This window comes from Pseudoalteromonas sp. 68 DY56-GL68 (assembly GCF_041414825.1).
Classification (GTDB): Bacteria; Pseudomonadota; Gammaproteobacteria; order Enterobacterales; family Alteromonadaceae; genus Pseudoalteromonas.
In genome coordinates this window covers 252,963-270,824 of sequence record NZ_JAOCZL010000024.1, presented here as the reverse complement: position 1 = coordinate 270,824, position 17,862 = coordinate 252,963, and the positions used below count along the sequence as shown (strand labels likewise).

At 41.7% G+C, this 17,862-nt stretch carries 14 protein-coding genes; 7 read left to right on the top strand and 7 right to left on the bottom strand.

Annotated elements, in window-relative coordinates; translation table 11 throughout:
* Positions 1 to 34: 34 nt before the first annotated feature.
* The 3 genes from NYF15_RS20460 (at position 35) to NYF15_RS20450 (ending at position 4,406) form a co-directional block, all read left to right on the top strand.
* Positions 35 to 610: an RNA polymerase sigma factor gene (locus tag NYF15_RS20460; RefSeq protein ID WP_062568768.1), complete on the top strand. Its 576-nt coding sequence runs from the start codon at positions 35 to 37 to the stop codon at positions 608 to 610.
* Positions 611 to 633: 23 nt separating this feature from the next.
* Positions 634 to 1,659: a FecR domain-containing protein gene (locus NYF15_RS20455; RefSeq protein ID WP_371354509.1), complete on the top strand. Its 1,026-nt coding sequence runs from the start codon at positions 634 to 636 to the stop codon at positions 1,657 to 1,659.
* A gap of 74 nt (positions 1,660 to 1,733) precedes the next feature.
* Positions 1,734 to 4,406, top strand: a complete 2,673-nt coding sequence (locus tag NYF15_RS20450) for a TonB-dependent receptor (protein ID WP_371354508.1) — start codon at positions 1,734 to 1,736, stop codon at positions 4,404 to 4,406.
* Between the two features lie 6 nt (positions 4,407 to 4,412).
* On the opposite strand, the gene NYF15_RS20445 is transcribed toward NYF15_RS20450, so the two are convergent.
* Both NYF15_RS20445 and NYF15_RS20440 read right to left on the bottom strand, forming a co-directional pair.
* Positions 4,413 to 5,414, bottom strand: coding sequence for a general secretion pathway protein GspB (locus NYF15_RS20445; protein ID WP_371354507.1), 1,002 nt, complete (start codon positions 5,412 to 5,414; stop codon positions 4,413 to 4,415).
* A 13-nt stretch (positions 5,415 to 5,427) separates the two neighbouring features.
* Positions 5,428 to 6,348 (bottom strand): ExeA family protein, encoded by a 921-nt coding sequence (locus tag NYF15_RS20440; RefSeq protein ID WP_062568764.1) that lies wholly within the window; start codon positions 6,346 to 6,348, stop codon positions 5,428 to 5,430.
* Between the two features lie 125 nt (positions 6,349 to 6,473).
* Between NYF15_RS20440 and NYF15_RS20435 the strand changes: the two genes are divergently transcribed.
* Entirely contained in the window at positions 6,474 to 7,583 is a 1,110-nt protein-coding gene (locus tag NYF15_RS20435) for a tRNA nucleotidyltransferase (RefSeq protein WP_371354506.1), read from the top strand.
* On the opposite strand, the gene NYF15_RS20430 is transcribed toward NYF15_RS20435, so the two are convergent.
* The 4 genes from NYF15_RS20430 to NYF15_RS20415 all read right to left on the bottom strand — a co-directional run bounded on the left by NYF15_RS20430 (position 7,571) and on the right by NYF15_RS20415 (position 10,930).
* Positions 7,571 to 8,092: a DUF1566 domain-containing protein gene (locus NYF15_RS20430; protein ID WP_371354505.1), complete on the bottom strand. Its 522-nt coding sequence runs from the start codon at positions 8,090 to 8,092 to the stop codon at positions 7,571 to 7,573. The two genes, NYF15_RS20435 and NYF15_RS20430, sit on opposite strands and share 13 nt — an antisense overlap.
* Position 8,093: 1 nt before the next feature.
* Entirely contained in the window at positions 8,094 to 9,776 is a 1,683-nt protein-coding gene (locus tag NYF15_RS20425; RefSeq protein ID WP_371354504.1) for a DUF1566 domain-containing protein, read from the bottom strand.
* A gap of 90 nt (positions 9,777 to 9,866) precedes the next feature.
* The gene (locus NYF15_RS20420) at positions 9,867 to 10,199 is read right to left on the bottom strand and encodes a hypothetical protein (RefSeq protein WP_237119930.1); all 333 of its coding nucleotides are present in this window, start codon (positions 10,197 to 10,199) and stop codon (positions 9,867 to 9,869) included.
* 23 nt (positions 10,200 to 10,222) lie between these two features.
* Positions 10,223 to 10,930: a DUF2982 domain-containing protein gene (locus NYF15_RS20415; protein WP_371354503.1), complete on the bottom strand. Its 708-nt coding sequence runs from the start codon at positions 10,928 to 10,930 to the stop codon at positions 10,223 to 10,225.
* Positions 10,931 to 11,180: 250 nt separating this feature from the next.
* On the opposite strand from NYF15_RS20415, the gene NYF15_RS20410 reads away from it, so the two are divergent.
* The 3 genes from NYF15_RS20410 to msrA all read left to right on the top strand — a co-directional run bounded on the left by NYF15_RS20410 (position 11,181) and on the right by msrA (position 15,952).
* Positions 11,181 to 12,233, top strand: coding sequence for an efflux RND transporter periplasmic adaptor subunit (locus NYF15_RS20410; protein ID WP_130149643.1), 1,053 nt, complete (start codon positions 11,181 to 11,183; stop codon positions 12,231 to 12,233).
* 3 nt (positions 12,234 to 12,236) lie between these two features.
* Positions 12,237 to 15,335: an efflux RND transporter permease subunit gene (locus NYF15_RS20405; RefSeq protein WP_371354502.1), complete on the top strand. Its 3,099-nt coding sequence runs from the start codon at positions 12,237 to 12,239 to the stop codon at positions 15,333 to 15,335.
* Between the two features lie 83 nt (positions 15,336 to 15,418).
* Positions 15,419 to 15,952 carry a peptide-methionine (S)-S-oxide reductase MsrA gene (gene msrA / locus NYF15_RS20400; protein WP_130149509.1) on the top strand — a complete coding sequence of 178 codons (534 nt, stop codon included), beginning with the start codon at positions 15,419 to 15,421 and terminating at the stop codon, positions 15,950 to 15,952.
* Positions 15,953 to 16,009: 57 nt separating this feature from the next.
* On the opposite strand, the gene NYF15_RS20395 is transcribed toward msrA, so the two are convergent.
* Positions 16,010 to 17,860 carry a TonB-dependent receptor domain-containing protein gene (locus tag NYF15_RS20395; RefSeq protein ID WP_371354501.1) on the bottom strand — a complete coding sequence of 617 codons (1,851 nt, stop codon included), beginning with the start codon at positions 17,858 to 17,860 and terminating at the stop codon, positions 16,010 to 16,012.
* Positions 17,861 to 17,862: the final 2 nt, after the last annotated feature.

Sequence of the window (17,862 nt, the reverse complement as noted above, 5' to 3'; positions counted from 1 at the left end):
ATGCAATACAAATGGAAGAGTAGGATGCGGATTCATGCCACCGTTATTATCTTTTAGACGCAAATCCATTGATTCAGTCGATACCGAATCAGACTGTCAGCGTAGTCGCCGCCAGCAAGTTGAGCAGTTGTTTTTAAAGCAACAGCAAAAACTGATACGTCATATCATGAGTAAAGGACTAGACAAACGTGAAGCAGAAGATGTTGCGCAAGAAGCCTTTGTTAAGCTGCTAGGTTTAGAGCAAGAAAAAATAAGCAATTACATCGCTGCTTACCTGTATAAAATAGCAACAAATTTAGCAATAGATAAATTGAGACGTAAAGCACGCAGCCCATTTGATGAGTTTATCTCTGATACAGATAACAGCACGCAACCTGTCAGCTCTATAAACCCAGAGAAGACACATCATAATAATGAGTTGCTAAAAGAAATGGAAAAATCTCTCATTAGTTTGCCTGATAAATGCAGACTGGCATTCTTGTTATATAAAATACGAGGACAAAGCTACGAAGAAATAGCTTTAACCTTACAGATTTCACCCAGTATGGTAAGAAAATATGTTTTACGTGCAGTTCGTCATTGCTACCAGCAATTGCAACATGAGCTTTAGTCATGAGTTTTAAGGATCTTAGCATGAACCCATCACCGAACGACTTAGCAAATATCGAAGAGCAAGCTGCTGAGTGGTTACTTGTATTAGATGAAAAGTTTACTGAAAGCGAAACAAACCGCTACCCTGACGAGCTTAACGATTGGCTAGCTCAAAGCACAGTCCATCGTGAAGTGTTTGAAAAAATGCAGTCGCTTTGGACGGCATCAACCACATTAAGTGATGAGTTTGTGACACAACAATTAGCTGAGCTTGATGCTGTTACCTCTAACAAAACAAATTCTAAATATCGCTCTATCACAAGCTATTTAGCCATAGCAGCAAGCTGCTTGCTATTTGGTTTTATTTTTTTAGTAAATCAAGAGTCGCCTTTAAAAACAATGAGCACTGTGAGCCCCCAAGCAAGTGCAAATGACAAAGTATCAAATGAATTTTTTCATACCACAATTAATGAACATCGCTCTTTAACTTTAGACGATGGCAGTCAAATAGATTTAGGTGCGAATACTCAACTTGCCGTTCGTTATAGCAGCGCATCTCGCGAACTAATTTTATACCAAGGCGAAGCACTATTTAACGTCAGTAAAGATAAACAAAGACCCTTTGTTGTGCGTTATCAAAACAGTGAAGTAACAGCGTTAGGCACTGTATTTAATGTACGAGCAAATCCAGCCTCTATTCGTGTTGATGTACTAGAAGGCAGTGTCTCTGTAGCTCAACAAGACGCTGTCACACTCACTCAAGGACAAGCTGTCGAAATGACAAAGGCGGGTAAAGTCACACACACTAAAGCACAAGGTGACTCGCTGACTATGAGCTGGCAAAAAGGCTATTTAGTCTACCAAAACGCGCGCTTGGGTGATGTGCTTAATGATGTTGCAAGGTACAGTGAAGTTCAGGTTAACTTAAGCGATAAAAAACTAACAGAACTCACCTACAACGGCACATTCTTAACAACCGAGATTGAAGGTTGGTTAAGTAGTTTAGAAAAAATTTACCCTATTACAGTCACTCAAAAAGGCCGTGTTTTTACATTGACAGCAGATTAGCTAAAAGTGTCATAGCGAAAATAAGTTAAAAGTGGTACAAAGTTTAAACAATAATAAAAATATCTAATTAAACTATGTTGTTAAGACTATTAGCCACAACACTAATATGGTTAATATTATTTACTAGCAAAGCACATGCTACCACTGACTATGCATTCGATTTAGCTGAAGCAACCTTGCAACAGCGCTTGCTTGATATTGCAGCGCAAAGTGGCTGGCAGCTCAATGCTGCCTCAATCACTGAGCATAGCGTGCTTCCACCTTTACAAGGGGACTTCACGTTGAGTGAAGTACTCACTGACGTCCTGCAAGGCTCTCGCTATCAGTTCACACTCGCTTTAACTGAGCAGCGCATCTTTGTCACGCTATCAAAGCAAACGCCCACTGATGATTTTGAACGCATCATCGTGACAGGCGTCAGTGGTAAAAGTCGTAATATCTTAAATTCTTCCATTTCTATTACACAACTATCCAGCTCTAAGCTTGAGCAACAAACACCTTATTCAAGCGCTGAGGTGCTTAAAAATGTCACCGGTTTTTGGGTTGAAGACTCAGGCGGCGAAACAAACAATAATGTCTCACCAAGAGGCTTAAGAGGCGGTGAAGGGTTTCGTTTTATTAGTTTGATGGAGGATGGCTTACCCATTACGTACGATGGAATATGGGGGGATTTTTTCTTACGACCCGATCTGACCCACCAAACCATCGAAGCTGTACGTGGTGGTAGCAGCGGTATTTTTACCCTTAATGGCCCTGCGGCTATGGTGAACTATATAACAAGGCAAGGCTCTGCAATACCATTTAACCTAATCAAATTAAGTCATGGCATCAGCTATGATTACACACGCTTTGATGGTGTCTTTACGGGCCCTTTAACTGATGAACTGTTTTATACAATCGGTGGATTTTACCGTACCTCAGATGGTATTCGTGAACCTGGCTATAAAGCGGATAAAGGAGGCCAATTAAGTACAAAAATCAGTTGGTTAACTGACAGTTTTGAGTTTGACTTTAGCTACAAACACCTAAATGATAAAACCAGCTTTTATGCTCCGCTAATTTTAGAAAATAAACAAAAAATTCAACAACTCGATAGTCTTGCCTATGACGATGGCACGCTATTAAGTGACGATTTAAAATTATTAGCGTTTCGCACTCCTGAAGGTACGCTTGTTCATGATCTGGGTGATGCTCAGCACACACAAATGAATAGTTACACGTTAGTATTTAAAGCGCCACTGAGTGACAAAGTAAATATCACTAACCGCACTCGTTACGCCAAGCTAAACAATGAACTTTACACGCTCATGAACTTAGGCAACCAAACTATTGTTGATGCCCAAAGCCGTTTACAACAACAAGATATAACCGACTTTAAACACTCTTTGGAAGATACAAACTTAACCGCGCTGTACCGACGGGTCAGCGACCACAAATTAATCGATGACCCTAGCCGCCTCAATGAAAATGGCTTAGTCACCTCCAGTTTCCCACTGCACTCACACTACAAACAACAACAGTTGATTAACCATTTTCGAATCAATTACCTTGATGATCACTGGTCACTCAGCTTAGGGCATATTTATGCGCGCAGCGACTTTAGCTCATTACCCCTTGACCAATGGCTTGGTGAATTACTCACTGATGTAAAGCATCAACCTGATCGTTTAGAAATTGTACTGACAAATAATCAAGGAGAAGTTGTTGGTAACTTCAATGAACAAGGCTTTTTATCGTATGCAGGTCCTGTGTATTTAAAAGGAGTAGGTTTATCTGAATCCCATTCTTTTTATGCTAATTTTGATTGGCAAATCACAGACAGCCTTAGGTTTGACCTTGCGCTTCGTAATGAACACCTCAACTTAGACAGCACCCTATTTGAAGGCGCAATATCACCAACCGATTCGCTAAGGCCTTATTACTCGCATTACCTTGCCCCAAGTTCATTACATGACACATTTAACCAAACAGCGTTTAGTGTTGGCGCTAATTATCAGATACAGCAACACCTTGCGGTATTTGCTCGCTACTCAGACGCTTTTGAAATGCCTCGATTAATTAATTTTGGTAATGCGCGTGGTTGGGCTTCCAACAATATTGAGCGAGACCAGCAAAACTTTGGCAAGCCAATACGTTTAACCTTGGGTGAAATTGGTTTACGACTGCAAACATCACAATGGCAATTTAGTGGGGCTTTATTTGATACTAATTTTGACCCACTCCCTTTTACTGTTTATAGAGGTGCAACGGGGCCACAAAAGGCAATTTTAATTAACACACAAACGCAAGGGTTAGAGTTTGAATTCAGCTACCAATACAACGCATCTTGGCAATTCAAAGGCGTTGGGGTATGGCAAGATGCAGGGTTCTACGGGATCCCATCATCCCTTCCTCAGAGCGAGTTTAATGGTAACCAAATAACCCGTACACCCGAGCTACAGTTTCGACTGACACCTGAGTATAAGTCAGACAATTTTCAAGCTGCGATCACATGGGCTTACATCGGCGAGCGATACTCAGATACCGCCAATCAATTCGCCTTGCCAGCTTATCAAACATGGGATTTTTTCAGTGAGTTCACAATGAATGAGCAGTTAAGCTTACAGCTAGAAATTAAAAACCTCACCAACACGCTTGGTTTAACAGAAGGCAATCCCAGAGATGATTTAAACCACCAAGATCCCCTATTTTATGGGCGACCTATATTTGGTCGTAATATAAAAGTCGCCCTAAGCTATCAGTTTTAGTAAAACCTATTCAGGCCAATCTTGTAGTGCTTTCAAAGTAAACTCGTAACCATCGTAACTGAGCAAACTTTGCTCTGGCGTAATCTCGACCACTGACAGCACACCTATACTGTCACCTTCATATAATTCACGGCCATTTAGCTTAATCCAACGTTTTGATGTTTCTGACGCATAAATATGTGCCTGATACTTAATCGTAGGTAACTGATTTTGTAGCGATACAGGTAATAGCTCTATGGGCTCGGCATACGATGAGTTTTTCGTACTGTGAGTGACTTCTGAAAAATGCTGGCTATCAACATCCTGCACCGCTTTAGCAAATGCATCTTTCAACGTATCGGGCACATCTTTAAGCTCGTCATTATCGGGGGTTTGCTGAGGGGGGGCTGATGGCTCGCTATTTAGCGGCTTACCCAATACCTTATATTTACTTAAATCAATACCTTGGTCGCTTACCTTTTGCGAGCTATTATTTTGCATCATTTGCACAGGCTGTGAAAACTGTGGCTGTGTTTGATAAACCGGTTGGCCTTGATAAATTGGCTGCTGATAAACAGGCTGCCCCTGGTTAACATACACAGGAACTGAATTTACAGGCACCTGAACCCATTGATATTGTTGCCCTTGCACTGGCATTTGTTGCATTGAAGGTTGCGGGGGTTGTGTTGACGTTACAGCCGCATTTATTGCGTGTGGCTGAGCAGTCGTTTGCGCAGCATCAGTGGCAGCTTGTTCCGTATTCTCCACTACCTCGTTTTTATCAATCGTTTGCTGCGTGCTTGTAACAACTGCACTATCCAATGACTTACTGTTTTGTAGCCATTTGCCAATCGAAAACCCTGCCATTAGCGTCAAAATTGCAGCTAATAAAAGCCCAAATGACAGGGCAAGGCGTCTGTAACGAGTTAATTCCTGCTGCTGTTTTAATTGTAATGCAGCTTGGTCATGCTCAGCGGCGGTTTGCTCATGCTGACCAGATTGTTTAATTGCATCTAAAAGTAATGACATAAATGAGCACTCTTTATATTAGGTAGGATAAACCAATACCCACACCTAATACGACTAAAAATGAAACAGGGTAAAGCCAAACATAATTGGATTGTGTATTGGCGGTTGCTGTAATGACGGTGCTACTTGGTGGCAAAGCTTCCTCAGCAGAACGCATCACCAGTTCACTATCTATGCTCAACTTTTGTTGAGAAAAAGCACCCACTAAACAGCGTTCACACAATAAGTTAATCAACCTAGGAACGCCCTGCGTCACTTGGTAGATAGCCTTTAGAGCATCCCTTGAGAACAACGCTTGTTCGGTTCCTGCTTTAGACAAACGATGTTTAACATACGCAAATACTTGCCCTTCTGTTAGCGGTAATAGGTGATAGCGTGCTGTTATACGCTGTGCCAATTGCCTAAGTTCTGTGCGTTTAAGTAATGCTTGTAGCTCTGGTTGTCCCACTAAAACGATTTGTAATAGCTTTTTATGATCCGTTTCTATATTGGTCAATAAACGCAATTGCTCAAGTACATCAGGAGCAAGTAATTGCGCTTCATCAATAATTAAAATAGTGTGGCCACCAGCACTATTATTTGACTCCAAATGCTTTTTGATCACATCGGTTAATGTTTTCAACGTCGCATTATTGCTGTCGTAAGTAATATTTAATTCATCACAAATACTGGCCAACAATTCAAGTTGCGATAAGGCAGGATTATGAATTTGTGCAACTTGTGTATTTTCTGGAAGCTGTTCTTGCAGGCTTCTTGTTAATGTTGTTTTCCCTGTACCAACCTCACCTGTCAGCAATACAAACCCTCCCGCTTCTCCTAGGCCGTAAGTTAGATGCGCTAACGCTTCTTTATGGCGCTCACTGAGAAATAAATATTCAGGGTTCGGAGCAATCGAAAAAGGTTTTTCTGACAAGCCAAAATAGCTTAAATACACCGTGATATTCCTTGCGTTTAAAATCACGGCCTATAATGGCAAAAAAAAACGCCACTTAAAACCTTGTTCGCATTTTAATGGATAAATAACGTAAAATACCAAAAAGGCAAAATAGCAGGTGAACTATGCAGGTTTATTTAGTGGGTGGCGCAGTCAGGGATGCCCTACTTGGTCGTCAGATAAAAGAGCGTGATTACGTTGTGGTTGGTGCGACACCAGAAGAACTACTTAAGCAAGGCTATCAACAAGTTGGTAAAGATTTTCCTGTTTTTTTACATCCAAAAACAAAAGAAGAGTATGCACTCGCTCGCACAGAGCGAAAACAAGGAGAAGGTTATACTGGCTTTATCTGTGACTTTACCCCTGATGTCACCTTAGAAGAAGATTTAATACGCCGTGATCTGACCGTTAATGCGATTGCTCAAGCGAAAGACGGCACATTGTTCGATCCCTTCAACGGCCAAAACGATATTAAAAACCGTGTTTTACGCCATGTGTCTGATGCTTTTAGTGAAGATCCTTTACGCATTCTACGTGTTGCTCGCTTTGCAGCCCGTTATCATTACTTAGGCTTTACCATTGCACCTGAAACTAACCGCTTGCTTGTGTCCATGGTGGCCAATGGCGAGCTTGAAACACTCACCGCAGAACGTATTTGGCTAGAATGCGAAAAGTCATTAAGTGATGGAGCCTTTGCTGAATTTTTGAATGTATTATTCGACATTAAAGGCTTACACGTAATAAGCCCTTCACTTGAAAAGCAGTGGGACAGTGCCTTATATCGAACCTTACAAGCTCGTTTTAATTATGCGCAACAACGTGGAATTACCAATACTGCATTACTGTTTAGCCAAGTAACACTTTCGCTCAGTGAAGAGGCAATTAAAACGCTCGCTCTGAAAATTCGTTTACCCAATGAAGTACGAGATTTAGCATTAAACACGCAAGCACACAGGCAAACACTGTGTGCTAGTCAATTAGATAGCGATGCAGTTTTGAGCTGCTTTAATCAGCTTGATTTGTGGCGACGCCCAGAGCGTTTCGAGCAAGTTTTAGAAGCGCTTGAGATCAGTAAACAAAAACCACTTACCTTTGCTAATGAACTTAAACAGGCTGCCAAGCAGGCACGCGCTGTAAATCCTCAGCAGTTTATTGCTCAGGGAATAAAAGGGGCTGATATAAAAACCGCGCTTGAAAAAGCGCGGCTAGAAATAATTCAACGTTACTTTTCGTAACGAACTAGGCGTAAATACAGATCCGACGTTTTCGCATGTAAGCTATTTACGCCTTTATCAAATTGATAAACCCAAGCAAGATCAGTTCGCTCTTTACCTGAGGTACTGCTCCAGTAGTTTTGTAACTTGGTGGCATAGAAAACTTGTTCATTAATGCTCGGTTGAACACATTGATGCTCTAAAATACTCGCCAATTCTTTTATGTTTGGTACATGCCAGTCGTTATACTGAGCATAATCACTCATCGTTGCGCCGCGTAATGCCTCACCCCATGATAATTGTTGGCTAGTTCCTTCACAGTTTAATGTTTCTGTATTATAGCTTTGACCAAAGCTACAGCGTTGCCACATTAACCCTGTTTTGCTATCACTTACCGTGCCATCGTCATTAATAACAAACCGCGTTGTTGGCGTCGTTTCTGCGACACCGTCATAACACACTTGCGCTTGAGCAACACCAACTGATGCTGCAAATAATCCAACCGATACTAGCAAAGATAATTGACGCATTTTACTCTCCTGGTGTTCTGACTAAGCGAACAAACGCTGTATTGTTTTTTGGATACGCTAAATCGTTCGCGCTACTCATATCAATAATATAGGCCTGCGATAAACTCGTACCATCAGCAGCAGTTTGTGATGTCCAGTACGGCATAAATGCGTCACTATTACTGCTTAACTGGGTCGCATCAGGTTGATTTGGGAAAAACTCACTACTCAGTAAGCTTGCTTCACCTTGTTTAGAGTAATCGAGCAAGCCTTGCAACTCAGTATAAGTAGGCACTCGCCAGTTTGTGCCCCCGCAAAAATCAGTGGCATTAACTTCTTCTACATAAGTTTGTAAACCACAGGCGGTATTACTTGGACATGTTGAGTTTGGCGCACCTTGCACACTTCCTGTTTGTGCTCCATTTCCCTCATCTAAATACCAAGTGTAGTGATTTGTTGAGGCACGGACAGTCGTTGCCGGCGGCAGTACTGAACTTGCCGCTTTTACTTCCCAAATCAGCCCCGTAACATTATCTCGAACGCAGCTAAAGTTTGTGGCGTCATCGGGCAACTCATCTGCAAATTGGTTTAATTTTGTGAAATCAAATGCCAAGTCGCCTTGTCCTACCTTATCAAGCTGATTAGCAACACTGTCTCTGCCTAAATCAGCATCTTGATTTGGGAAATCGTCACTGTTGCAATTAATTTTTTGCGAATTGTTATAACAATCATTCATGCCCGTATCGTTTATGTAACCAAGTGGTTTAGGCCTAATATCAATAGCCACTGTATCTGTATCACTGCGTGACTTACTATCCGTTACAGTGACTTCAAAACTGAGTGCTGTATCTGTATCAACATCTGGGGCTGTGAATGAAGTAATACATTGATTTTGATTTGCAAGAGTCACAACGTCGCCCGTTAACTGCTGCCAAAAACATTGTTTGGTAGTGGTGACAACCTCACTATTAGTCGCATCAAGTGTTACGGTATCAAACTCAATAACTTGCTGATCTTGTCCTGCATTTGCAACGATGATCTCGTTCGTTTTATTTAACGTGAACGTTTGTTCGATACTTGCAGAGCCCCCTTCGTCATCAGTGACAGTCAACTGCCATGTCATTTGTGTATTCGCTTCAAGCAGAGGGTGATTAAAGCTGATTGTTTTATCTGTATAGCTATTGATAACGAGATCTGGGCCTGACAGTTGTGACCAAAGATAACCGTTTATTGAACCATTTTCGTCAAGATCGAACGATTCTTCACCACTTAAAATAATTTCATCATTATACTGAGAAGGGAGTTCTTCAGGGGCGACCTGTGTGATAACAGGTTGTGGAAGCTGATTGTTAGAGCTGATAAAAATGCTCACTTCATCGCTCACTAACTGCCCATCGGTTGTTTGGTAATCCACACGAAGTACAAGTTCTGAATCGAGTTTAATATCAGGAGCAGTTAAAGATTGCTCAGCACCGTCAGCAGGAAACCCTTCTATAGCGGGGCCACTCACACGCTGCCAAGTAAAGGTACCATCTGCTGGCGAGCCTTTTGCAACGACAGTAAATTCACTTTTTTCTATTATTTGTTGATCTGCGCCTGCGTTAACTGTCGCAGCAGTAGAGGTATTGTCGCTATCACTACCACCACCGCCGCCACATGCTGTTAGTGTTGTAATAACAATAGCAAGAAGGGGCACTCGTCTCATGTTTATCACCTTAGAAAACAAAGCCAGACTCATTTCCAGCCGTCAAATTAGTGAATACCAAGCAAGTAAAGTGCCAAATTAAAGAAGGGCTTAGAGATAGCTATCCTGATGAATACGCACAAATAGCTTAGTGCCTACTTTACTGTAATCCACCTTATACTCGCGTCCATCTAAAGATTGAATAAAGAGCAAACGCTTTTCTTCTGCGAAAACATCTGCACTAGTAATATAAACCATTTCAAGGTAGCGCTCTTTCGCTTCACGACGATTTTTTGGCAGTTCTTCTTTAAAGGGTTCAAGCCCGTTTTGGGTCACCTTAATTCGTGGGTGGTTTTCGCCATTCACGATAACGAGATCGAGCTTTCTATCTTTATGAATTATCGTGTTTCGACCACTTTTAATAAAAGAACGTTCTTGACTCATAGCCTTATCCTGCTTACTACCACCTAACGATTCACATTTTTGTGTAATTGAGTATTTATAAACTCATTAGGGTTTAATTTCCAACGATTTAAATATGCACTAAATTGCCAAATATCAGTATCGAGTACATTGGCAGGTAACAGTAGATCATACCCTGTCAATTGACCAAGATGCTGCGTTCGATTGGCAAACATAGCTATCAATCCTTTGTAACGCTGCCCGCTTGGAGCCGTGTATTGCGTATCCTCAATTAACCATTCTGATGGGCAATCCCCATTTTTGCAATGTTTTTGAACTACTTGCATAAATAGGTGACGCTGTTCAATCAATAATCGCCCTGCGATTCTTGGTTGGATCTGCATCAAAAACTCATCTATGTTATTGAGTTTAATACCAACTGCGTTTAACTCAAGGTATTCTAAGCCTTGTTCCACTTTTGGTATACCACTATGATGAAAATTCTCTCTATTTAACTGCCAATATCCGACTTTATGACGATAAATGAGCGCATCTTCGCAGAAAGTGAAACTAAAGTAGGGTTCCTGCGTTTTTAAATAACCAATGAATATTGCTGCAATGCAGCTACTTGCAAGAAAAATCTCGATAATGCTAATTTCGCCAGGCCTTAGCAAATTAAATAACATAATAAATGTTAGCCCAATCCCACCCACAAGCAAAAATTCGATACCATGACGGGATGCGTGAGCACGAATATTCAAAATATCAGACATATTAACCGTACACAGAAAAATAAAATACGAACATAACGATCCCCACTAACACGACTTTTCGTAACATCAGGCAGTAGTTACATTTTGACTCTTTACTCATAGCAAATACTCACTTTTAGTTACATTTCAGGAACAAACTCAGCCATTTTTTTACTTTTACGCCAAATGCACAAATTTACGGGATACCTGACATACTCGACACGTACTAATTTTGTACACTACACTCAACTAATTCTCTGGTAACACAATGATGTATTCTACACAATCTGGCAAAGCGCTTTTTCCTTTTATTATTACCCTGTTATTAGGGTTATGTGTTTATTTGTACTTACCTTCAAGCCAAGGTGAGCAAACTGGCTTTGGTGATACTGCAACTCAGGTCAGCGCGCACACCGTTACCTCAGAAGAAAATGCGGTACTTATCGAAGCAATAGGTAGTGCTCGCGCTAACCAAGCCATTTATATTCGTAGTGCCCAAAGTGATTATGTGACTGATATCTACTTTAATGATGGCGACTTGGTCAGTAAAGGTCAAAAACTCGTACAACTACAGTCACAAGAAGAACAACTGACCGTTAAAGAACTCAGTATTAACCTCAGAGAAGAGAAACGCCAACTAGAGCGCTTAACTGAGCTTTCACGCTCACAAGCAACAGCTAAATCATTACTTGAAGAGCAATTATCACGTGTAGATGCAACCGAAGCTCAGCTTGAAAGTGCAAAAACAAAATTAGCCGAAATGACAATTACAGCGCCATTCTCGGGATTGTTAGGTAAACGTGAGATATCTATTGGTACCTATGTAAGTAGCGCCACAAATATTACCACCCTTGATGACATCAGCATTATTAAAGTTGATTTTAAAGTGCCTGAAAAATACCTAGCACAATTACAGCTAGGTATGAAAGTTATGACTCAAAACGATGCCTACCCAGAAAAAACCTTTAATGGCAAAGTGACCCACATTAGTTCACGCATTGATTCTGTAACACGCAGTGTTGAAGTAACAGCCAGCTTTGTAAATAGTAGCCGTTTACTACGCCCTGGTATGTTATTAAATACCGCCTTACAGCTTAGTTCAAACCAAGCGCTTATGGTGCCAGAAAAAGCAGTTATTCCTCAGCAAGATAAACACTATGTTTTCCAAATTGAAGACGGTGTAGTGAACAAGGTTGAAGTGCACGTTGCTGGCCGTCACAATGGTTGGGTTGCTATTGATAAAGGCCTTGAGAATGGCCAACAAGTTGTCACCGAAGGGATCATTAAAATCCGTACCGGCAGTAAAGTTAGTATCAAGGGCTAAAGCATGAAAATTACAGATACTAGCGTTAAACGTCCGGTCTTTGCGATCGTAATAAACTTATTGCTGCTTACCTTTGGTCTCGTTGCATTTTCAATGCTACCACTGCGTGAATACCCTGATATTGAAACGCCAATTGTGAGTGTAAGCACTGAGTATACAGGAGCCAGCGCAGAGATAATCGAAACCAAAATAACCCAAGTACTCGAAAACCGCATATCGGGTATTGAAGGTATCAAAAGTATTAACTCGTCAAGCCGCAATGGCCGCTCTAACATCACCATTGAATTTAATATCAGTCGTGATATTGATGCTGCATCAAATGATGTTCGTGAGCGTGTAGCGAGAGCACTTGATAGCCTACCTGAGCAAGTTCGCCCACCCGAAGTATCAAAATCAAATAGTGATGAAAGTCCGATTGCTTGGTTCGTACTAAACAGTACAACGATGGACTCATTACAGCTCTCTGACTACGCACAGCGTTTTATTGTCGACCGTTTAGCCGTTGTTGACGGTGTTTCAAACGTTCGTGTAGGTGGTGAGCGTAAATACGCAATGAAAATTTGGCTAAACCGCAAAGCCATGGCTGCTCGAGGTATCACCAGCAGTGACATCGAAAATACCCTTCGTACAGAAAACGTAGAACTTCCTGCAGGTGAAATTGAATCGATTGACCGTGACTTTACCGTTCGTACTGCCCGCAGCTATAAAGACCAACGTGATTTTAGAAACCTTGTTATTAAGCGTGGTGATGACGGCTACTTAGTTCGCCTTGACGAAGTTGCAGATGTTCACTTAGAAGCAGCCGACGACGAAAGCCTATTTCGTGGTAATGGTCGAAATATGATTGGTTTGGGTATCGTAAAGCAAGCCAAAGCGAATACCTTAACTGTGGTTGATAACGCTCGCGCTGAGCTTGAAAAAATCAAACGCAACTTACCTGAAGGTACCACCATTGAAGACAGTTATGACTCGTCTGTTTTCATCAAAGAGTCGATTGATGAGGTGTATCGTACCCTTGCAATTTCAATGGCACTCGTTGTATTAGTTATTTACTTATTCCTTGGCAATATTCGCGCAACCTTAGTGCCGGCTGTAACAGTACCTGTGGCACTTGTTGGTAGCTTTATGTTCTTACTTGCAATGGGCTACTCAATCAACTTACTTACCCTGCTCGCTTTAGTGTTAGCTATCGGCCTAGTGGTAGATGACGCCATTGTTATGCTTGAAAATATCCACCGCCGAATTGAGCTTGGCGAGCCGCCTTTACTTGCAGCATTTCGTGGTGCCCGTGAAGTAGGGTTTGCCATTATTGCCACCACACTTGTGCTCATTTCTGTATTCGTGCCGTTGGTATTTATGGATGGCCGAATTGGCGCGTTATTTACCGAGTTTGCTATGGCGGTGAGTGCTGCAGTGTTCTTTTCAAGTATCACAGCACTAACACTGTCTCCCGCTTTATGCTCAAAAGTACTTAAAGCCTCAGAGAAAGAAAGTAAATTTAGCCAATGGATGGATCGCTCGTTTAGCAAAATAGAGAATGGCTATCGCAATTCACTGCAATCGAACATGAGCCGTAAATGGGGTCTATTATTTACCATGATCTTAATGGGTGTTGTCAGCTTTATGCTATTTAAGCAGGTACCATCAGAGCTCACTCCAAAAGAAGACCGCGGCACTTTCTTTATCATGATGAGCGGCCCTGAAGGCGCAAGTTATGAGAATAACGCAGCAAACATGGCCAAAATTGAAGAGCGTTTAATGCCTTACTCTGAATCAGGAGAACTAAGCCGCGTACTTATTCGTGTGCCTGGCTGGGGCGGCCAAGGTGGTGTAGCAATCGTTGGTATGGCCGATTGGGATAAACGTAAGCGTTCAACATGGGAAGTGATGGACGAAATTAGCGGTAAAATGACCGAAGTGACAGATATTAGAGCATTTGCAATTATGCGCCGCGGTATTGGTGGCGGTGGCTCATCGCGTCCAATTGAGTTTGTATTACAAGGTAACGATTATGATCAACTCGCCAAGTGGCGTGACCGCATCATAGAGCGTGCAGAGAAAAATCCTGGTCTTGTGCGTATTGACCATGATTATAAAGAAACGTTTCCACAGTTTTTAATCAATATAAACAAGAATAAAGCCGCAGATTTAGGCGTATCCGTTTCCGATGTAGGCCGCACTTTAGAGACCATGTTAGGGCAACGACGTGTCACAACCTTTATCGATCGTGGTGAAGAGTATGACGTAATTCTCAAAGGGACCAAAGAAGACTTTGCTAACCCAACAGATATCTCAAATATCTACTTGAAATCGCGCAGTGGTGAACTCGTTCCACTGGACAGCCTTATTACCTTAAAAGAAGAAGCAACCGCATCACGATTAAACCGTTACAACCGTATGCGTGCAATCACGTTAAGTGCAAACTTAGCTGATGGCTACACACTAGAAGAAGCACTTAATTTCTTAAACCAAGTAGCTGCTGAAGAAAATGATATTGATGGAGCCATTGATTATAAAGGTGAATCGCAGTTGTTTTACGAAGGTGCATCAGCGATGACCTATGTCTTCATTCTTGCGCTCACAGTGACCTTCTTAGTACTTGCAGCCCAGTTTGAAAGCTTTGTACATCCATTTGTGATCATGCTAACCGTGCCACTAGGCCTAGCTGGCGCGCTCTTTGGTTTATGGTTTACAGATCTGACGTTAAATATTTACAGCCAAATAGGTATCGTGATGTTGATTGGTTTGAGCGCCAAGAACGGCATCTTAATTGTTGAATTTGCTAACCAACTACGTGACAAAGGCGTTGAATTTAACGAAGCCATTACCCAGGCGGCAACACAACGCTTACGCCCTATCATCATGACGTCACTCACCACTGTGATGAGCTCTGTTCCGCTTGTACTTGCAAGTGGCCCAGGTGCAGAAAGCCGAATGGTTATTGGTGTTGTGGTATTTACCGGTGTTATTGTAGCTACGTTACTAACATTATATGTAGTTCCCGCAGCGTACACAGCGCTTGCCCGTAATACTCAGTCACCCGAATACTTACAAGGTAAACTTGAACAGCAAGCGAAAGACAAACCGCTGGAAGACATTTAACGAGTCTTTAGCGATAATAAAACGCCGTCTTTACGGCGTTTTGTTTTTTCAGCTATAGTCAGCAAAAAGGTGAGGAAATTAAAATGGAAAACAACATACAAATAGCCACTTTTGGCGGTGGTTGCTTCTGGTGTATTGATGCCGCATTTAGACGTGTTAAAGGTGTGCTAAACGTCAGCTCTGGTTATGCTGGTGGTGACATTGAAAACCCGAGTTATCAGCAAATTTGTACTGGCTTAACCGGTCACGCCGAAGTCGTTCAGCTTGATTTTGACAGCAGTATTATTAGTTACCATAGCTTACTTGAAATGTTTTTTACTTTGCACGATGCCACGCAACTAAACCGTCAAGGTAATGATGTTGGCACCCAGTATCGCAGTGTTATTTATTACCACGATGAACAACAAAAAGTGGCGGCTGAGACAATGATTGCTAACTTACAAAAGCAAATTCGCGAACCAATAGTCACTGAAATAAGCCCACTCACTAACTTTTACCCTGCGGAGCAATACCATCAAGACTACTATACCGAAAACCCTAACCAAGGCTATTGCAGTATTCTTATTGCACCTAAACTTGAAAAATTCGCTCAGCATTACGCAGATAAACTAAAATAAAAAAAGCCCGCTAAGTAGGTAGCGAGCTTTTAGACGCAGAACTAATAATTTTCTTTATTAGAACTGATAACGGGCACCTACAAACAAGCGACGATCAGCCGTGTTGTAGTAATAAAGCTCGTCGTTGATGAAGTCACCATCTAAGTCAGTGCCATAGGCATCAACGGCGTTGTACTGTTTATCGAACAAATTTTCTACGCGAAGTGATAAGGTTAAATTATCAGTTGCTTGGTAGTGACCGACAAAATTCCACAGAGTATATGAAGGCAAGTGCGTGAGTTTACCATCGCGGTCTCCTCGGTACTGCATATCAATACCCGCATCAAAGTCGCCCCATGCTTTATGTAGTGACCAGTTCACGCTTTGTTTTGATACATAAGTCAGCGCTTCACCTGTTTCAGTATCTTCTGCTGATAGGTAAGTAAAGTTAACGCTATGATCAAAACCAAATACTTGGTTTTCGAAACTAAACTCTATCCCTTCGTGGCGAGCTTCATTGATATTTGTTGGCTGCCAAGCACCAGACGCATTTGGTGCCCATGCAATTTTGTTATCTATTTCATTACGGAAAATCGCAATATCCAAGCTAATGTCATTCACATTTAATGATAAGCCTAACTCTTGGTTATCAGATGTTTCAGGGTTAAGTTCTGGATTACCTGAACCTGGGTAGTAAAGATCATTAAATGTAGGCGATTTAAAACCGGTACTTTGACTTACACGAAATGTTGCGATGTCGTTTAAGTGATAACCCACAGCAGCAGTATAGGTTGTTTCGTCGCCAAACTGTTGATCGTCATCTTGACGTAGCGTTAAATTAGCAAGTACTTGTTCATCATCATAATAAGCACCAATAAATGCTGCAAACACTTCACGGCTATCTTTTAAATAAGCGTTCGTTGTTTCTATATGATCTTTATACCAATTTAAACCACCGCTTAGTGTCAGCGCTTGATTGAAAAAGTATTGACCGTTGTAATCGATTTGCTTACGTTCAGTTTCAAACTTATCAACCACAGCAGCACCTGTATAGTCGATACGTGAATCGTCTGAACTGTCGCTTGAGATTGCAATATCAATCGCATGGCTGTGTTTTTCAAAGGCCTTTTTCCAACCTAATGAAGCCTGGTAGTTTTCAAATTCGCCTTTTTCTACCCTGCTATCCGCAGGACTAAAAGAACTATCGTACTGCGCTTCACCTTCTGAGTACTGACCTTGTAATAAAAGCTCCCCTAGTTGCTCATTTTGATAGCCTAGGTTAAAACCAAGGTTTTTATTTTCATAGCCATCTTCATCGGGTGCTACGCCTTGCAATACATCAAAGCCATCTGTTTTTTCATAACCAGCATTAACAGCAATATCAACACCAGCAAACTGACCACCAGTTGCCACTTGGTACTCTTGGTAAGAATCAGAACCAAATGTAACATCTAAGGTCGTGTTTTGTGCTTTGCGAGTAATAATATTAATCACACCCGCTAATGCATCAGAGCCATACACAGCAGCGCGAGAACCTTTAATAACCTCAACACGTTCAATACTGTTTAAAGGAATATTGCTAATGCCTTTATAGCCAAGCGTTGCAGACCCTGTGCGCACACCATCAATTAAGATAAGTGTATGACGTGTGCCTGAACCACGCAGCGAAACACCTGCGTTTTGACCAAAGCCACCATTGGCATTGATTTGAAAGCCTGCGCGGGTGGCAAGTAAACTTGGTAGGTCTCGCGCATAGCTAGCTTCAATATCTGTGCGGTTAATGACAGTTACGCTGGCCAATACATCATTAATTGATTGTTCGAATTTATTCGCCGTGACTGTAATATGCTCGATTGACTGCTCATCCGCAGACACAGAAAAAGACAACGCAGCAGCAACCGCTACGCCTAAGGTAGATTTATTTAGCATGA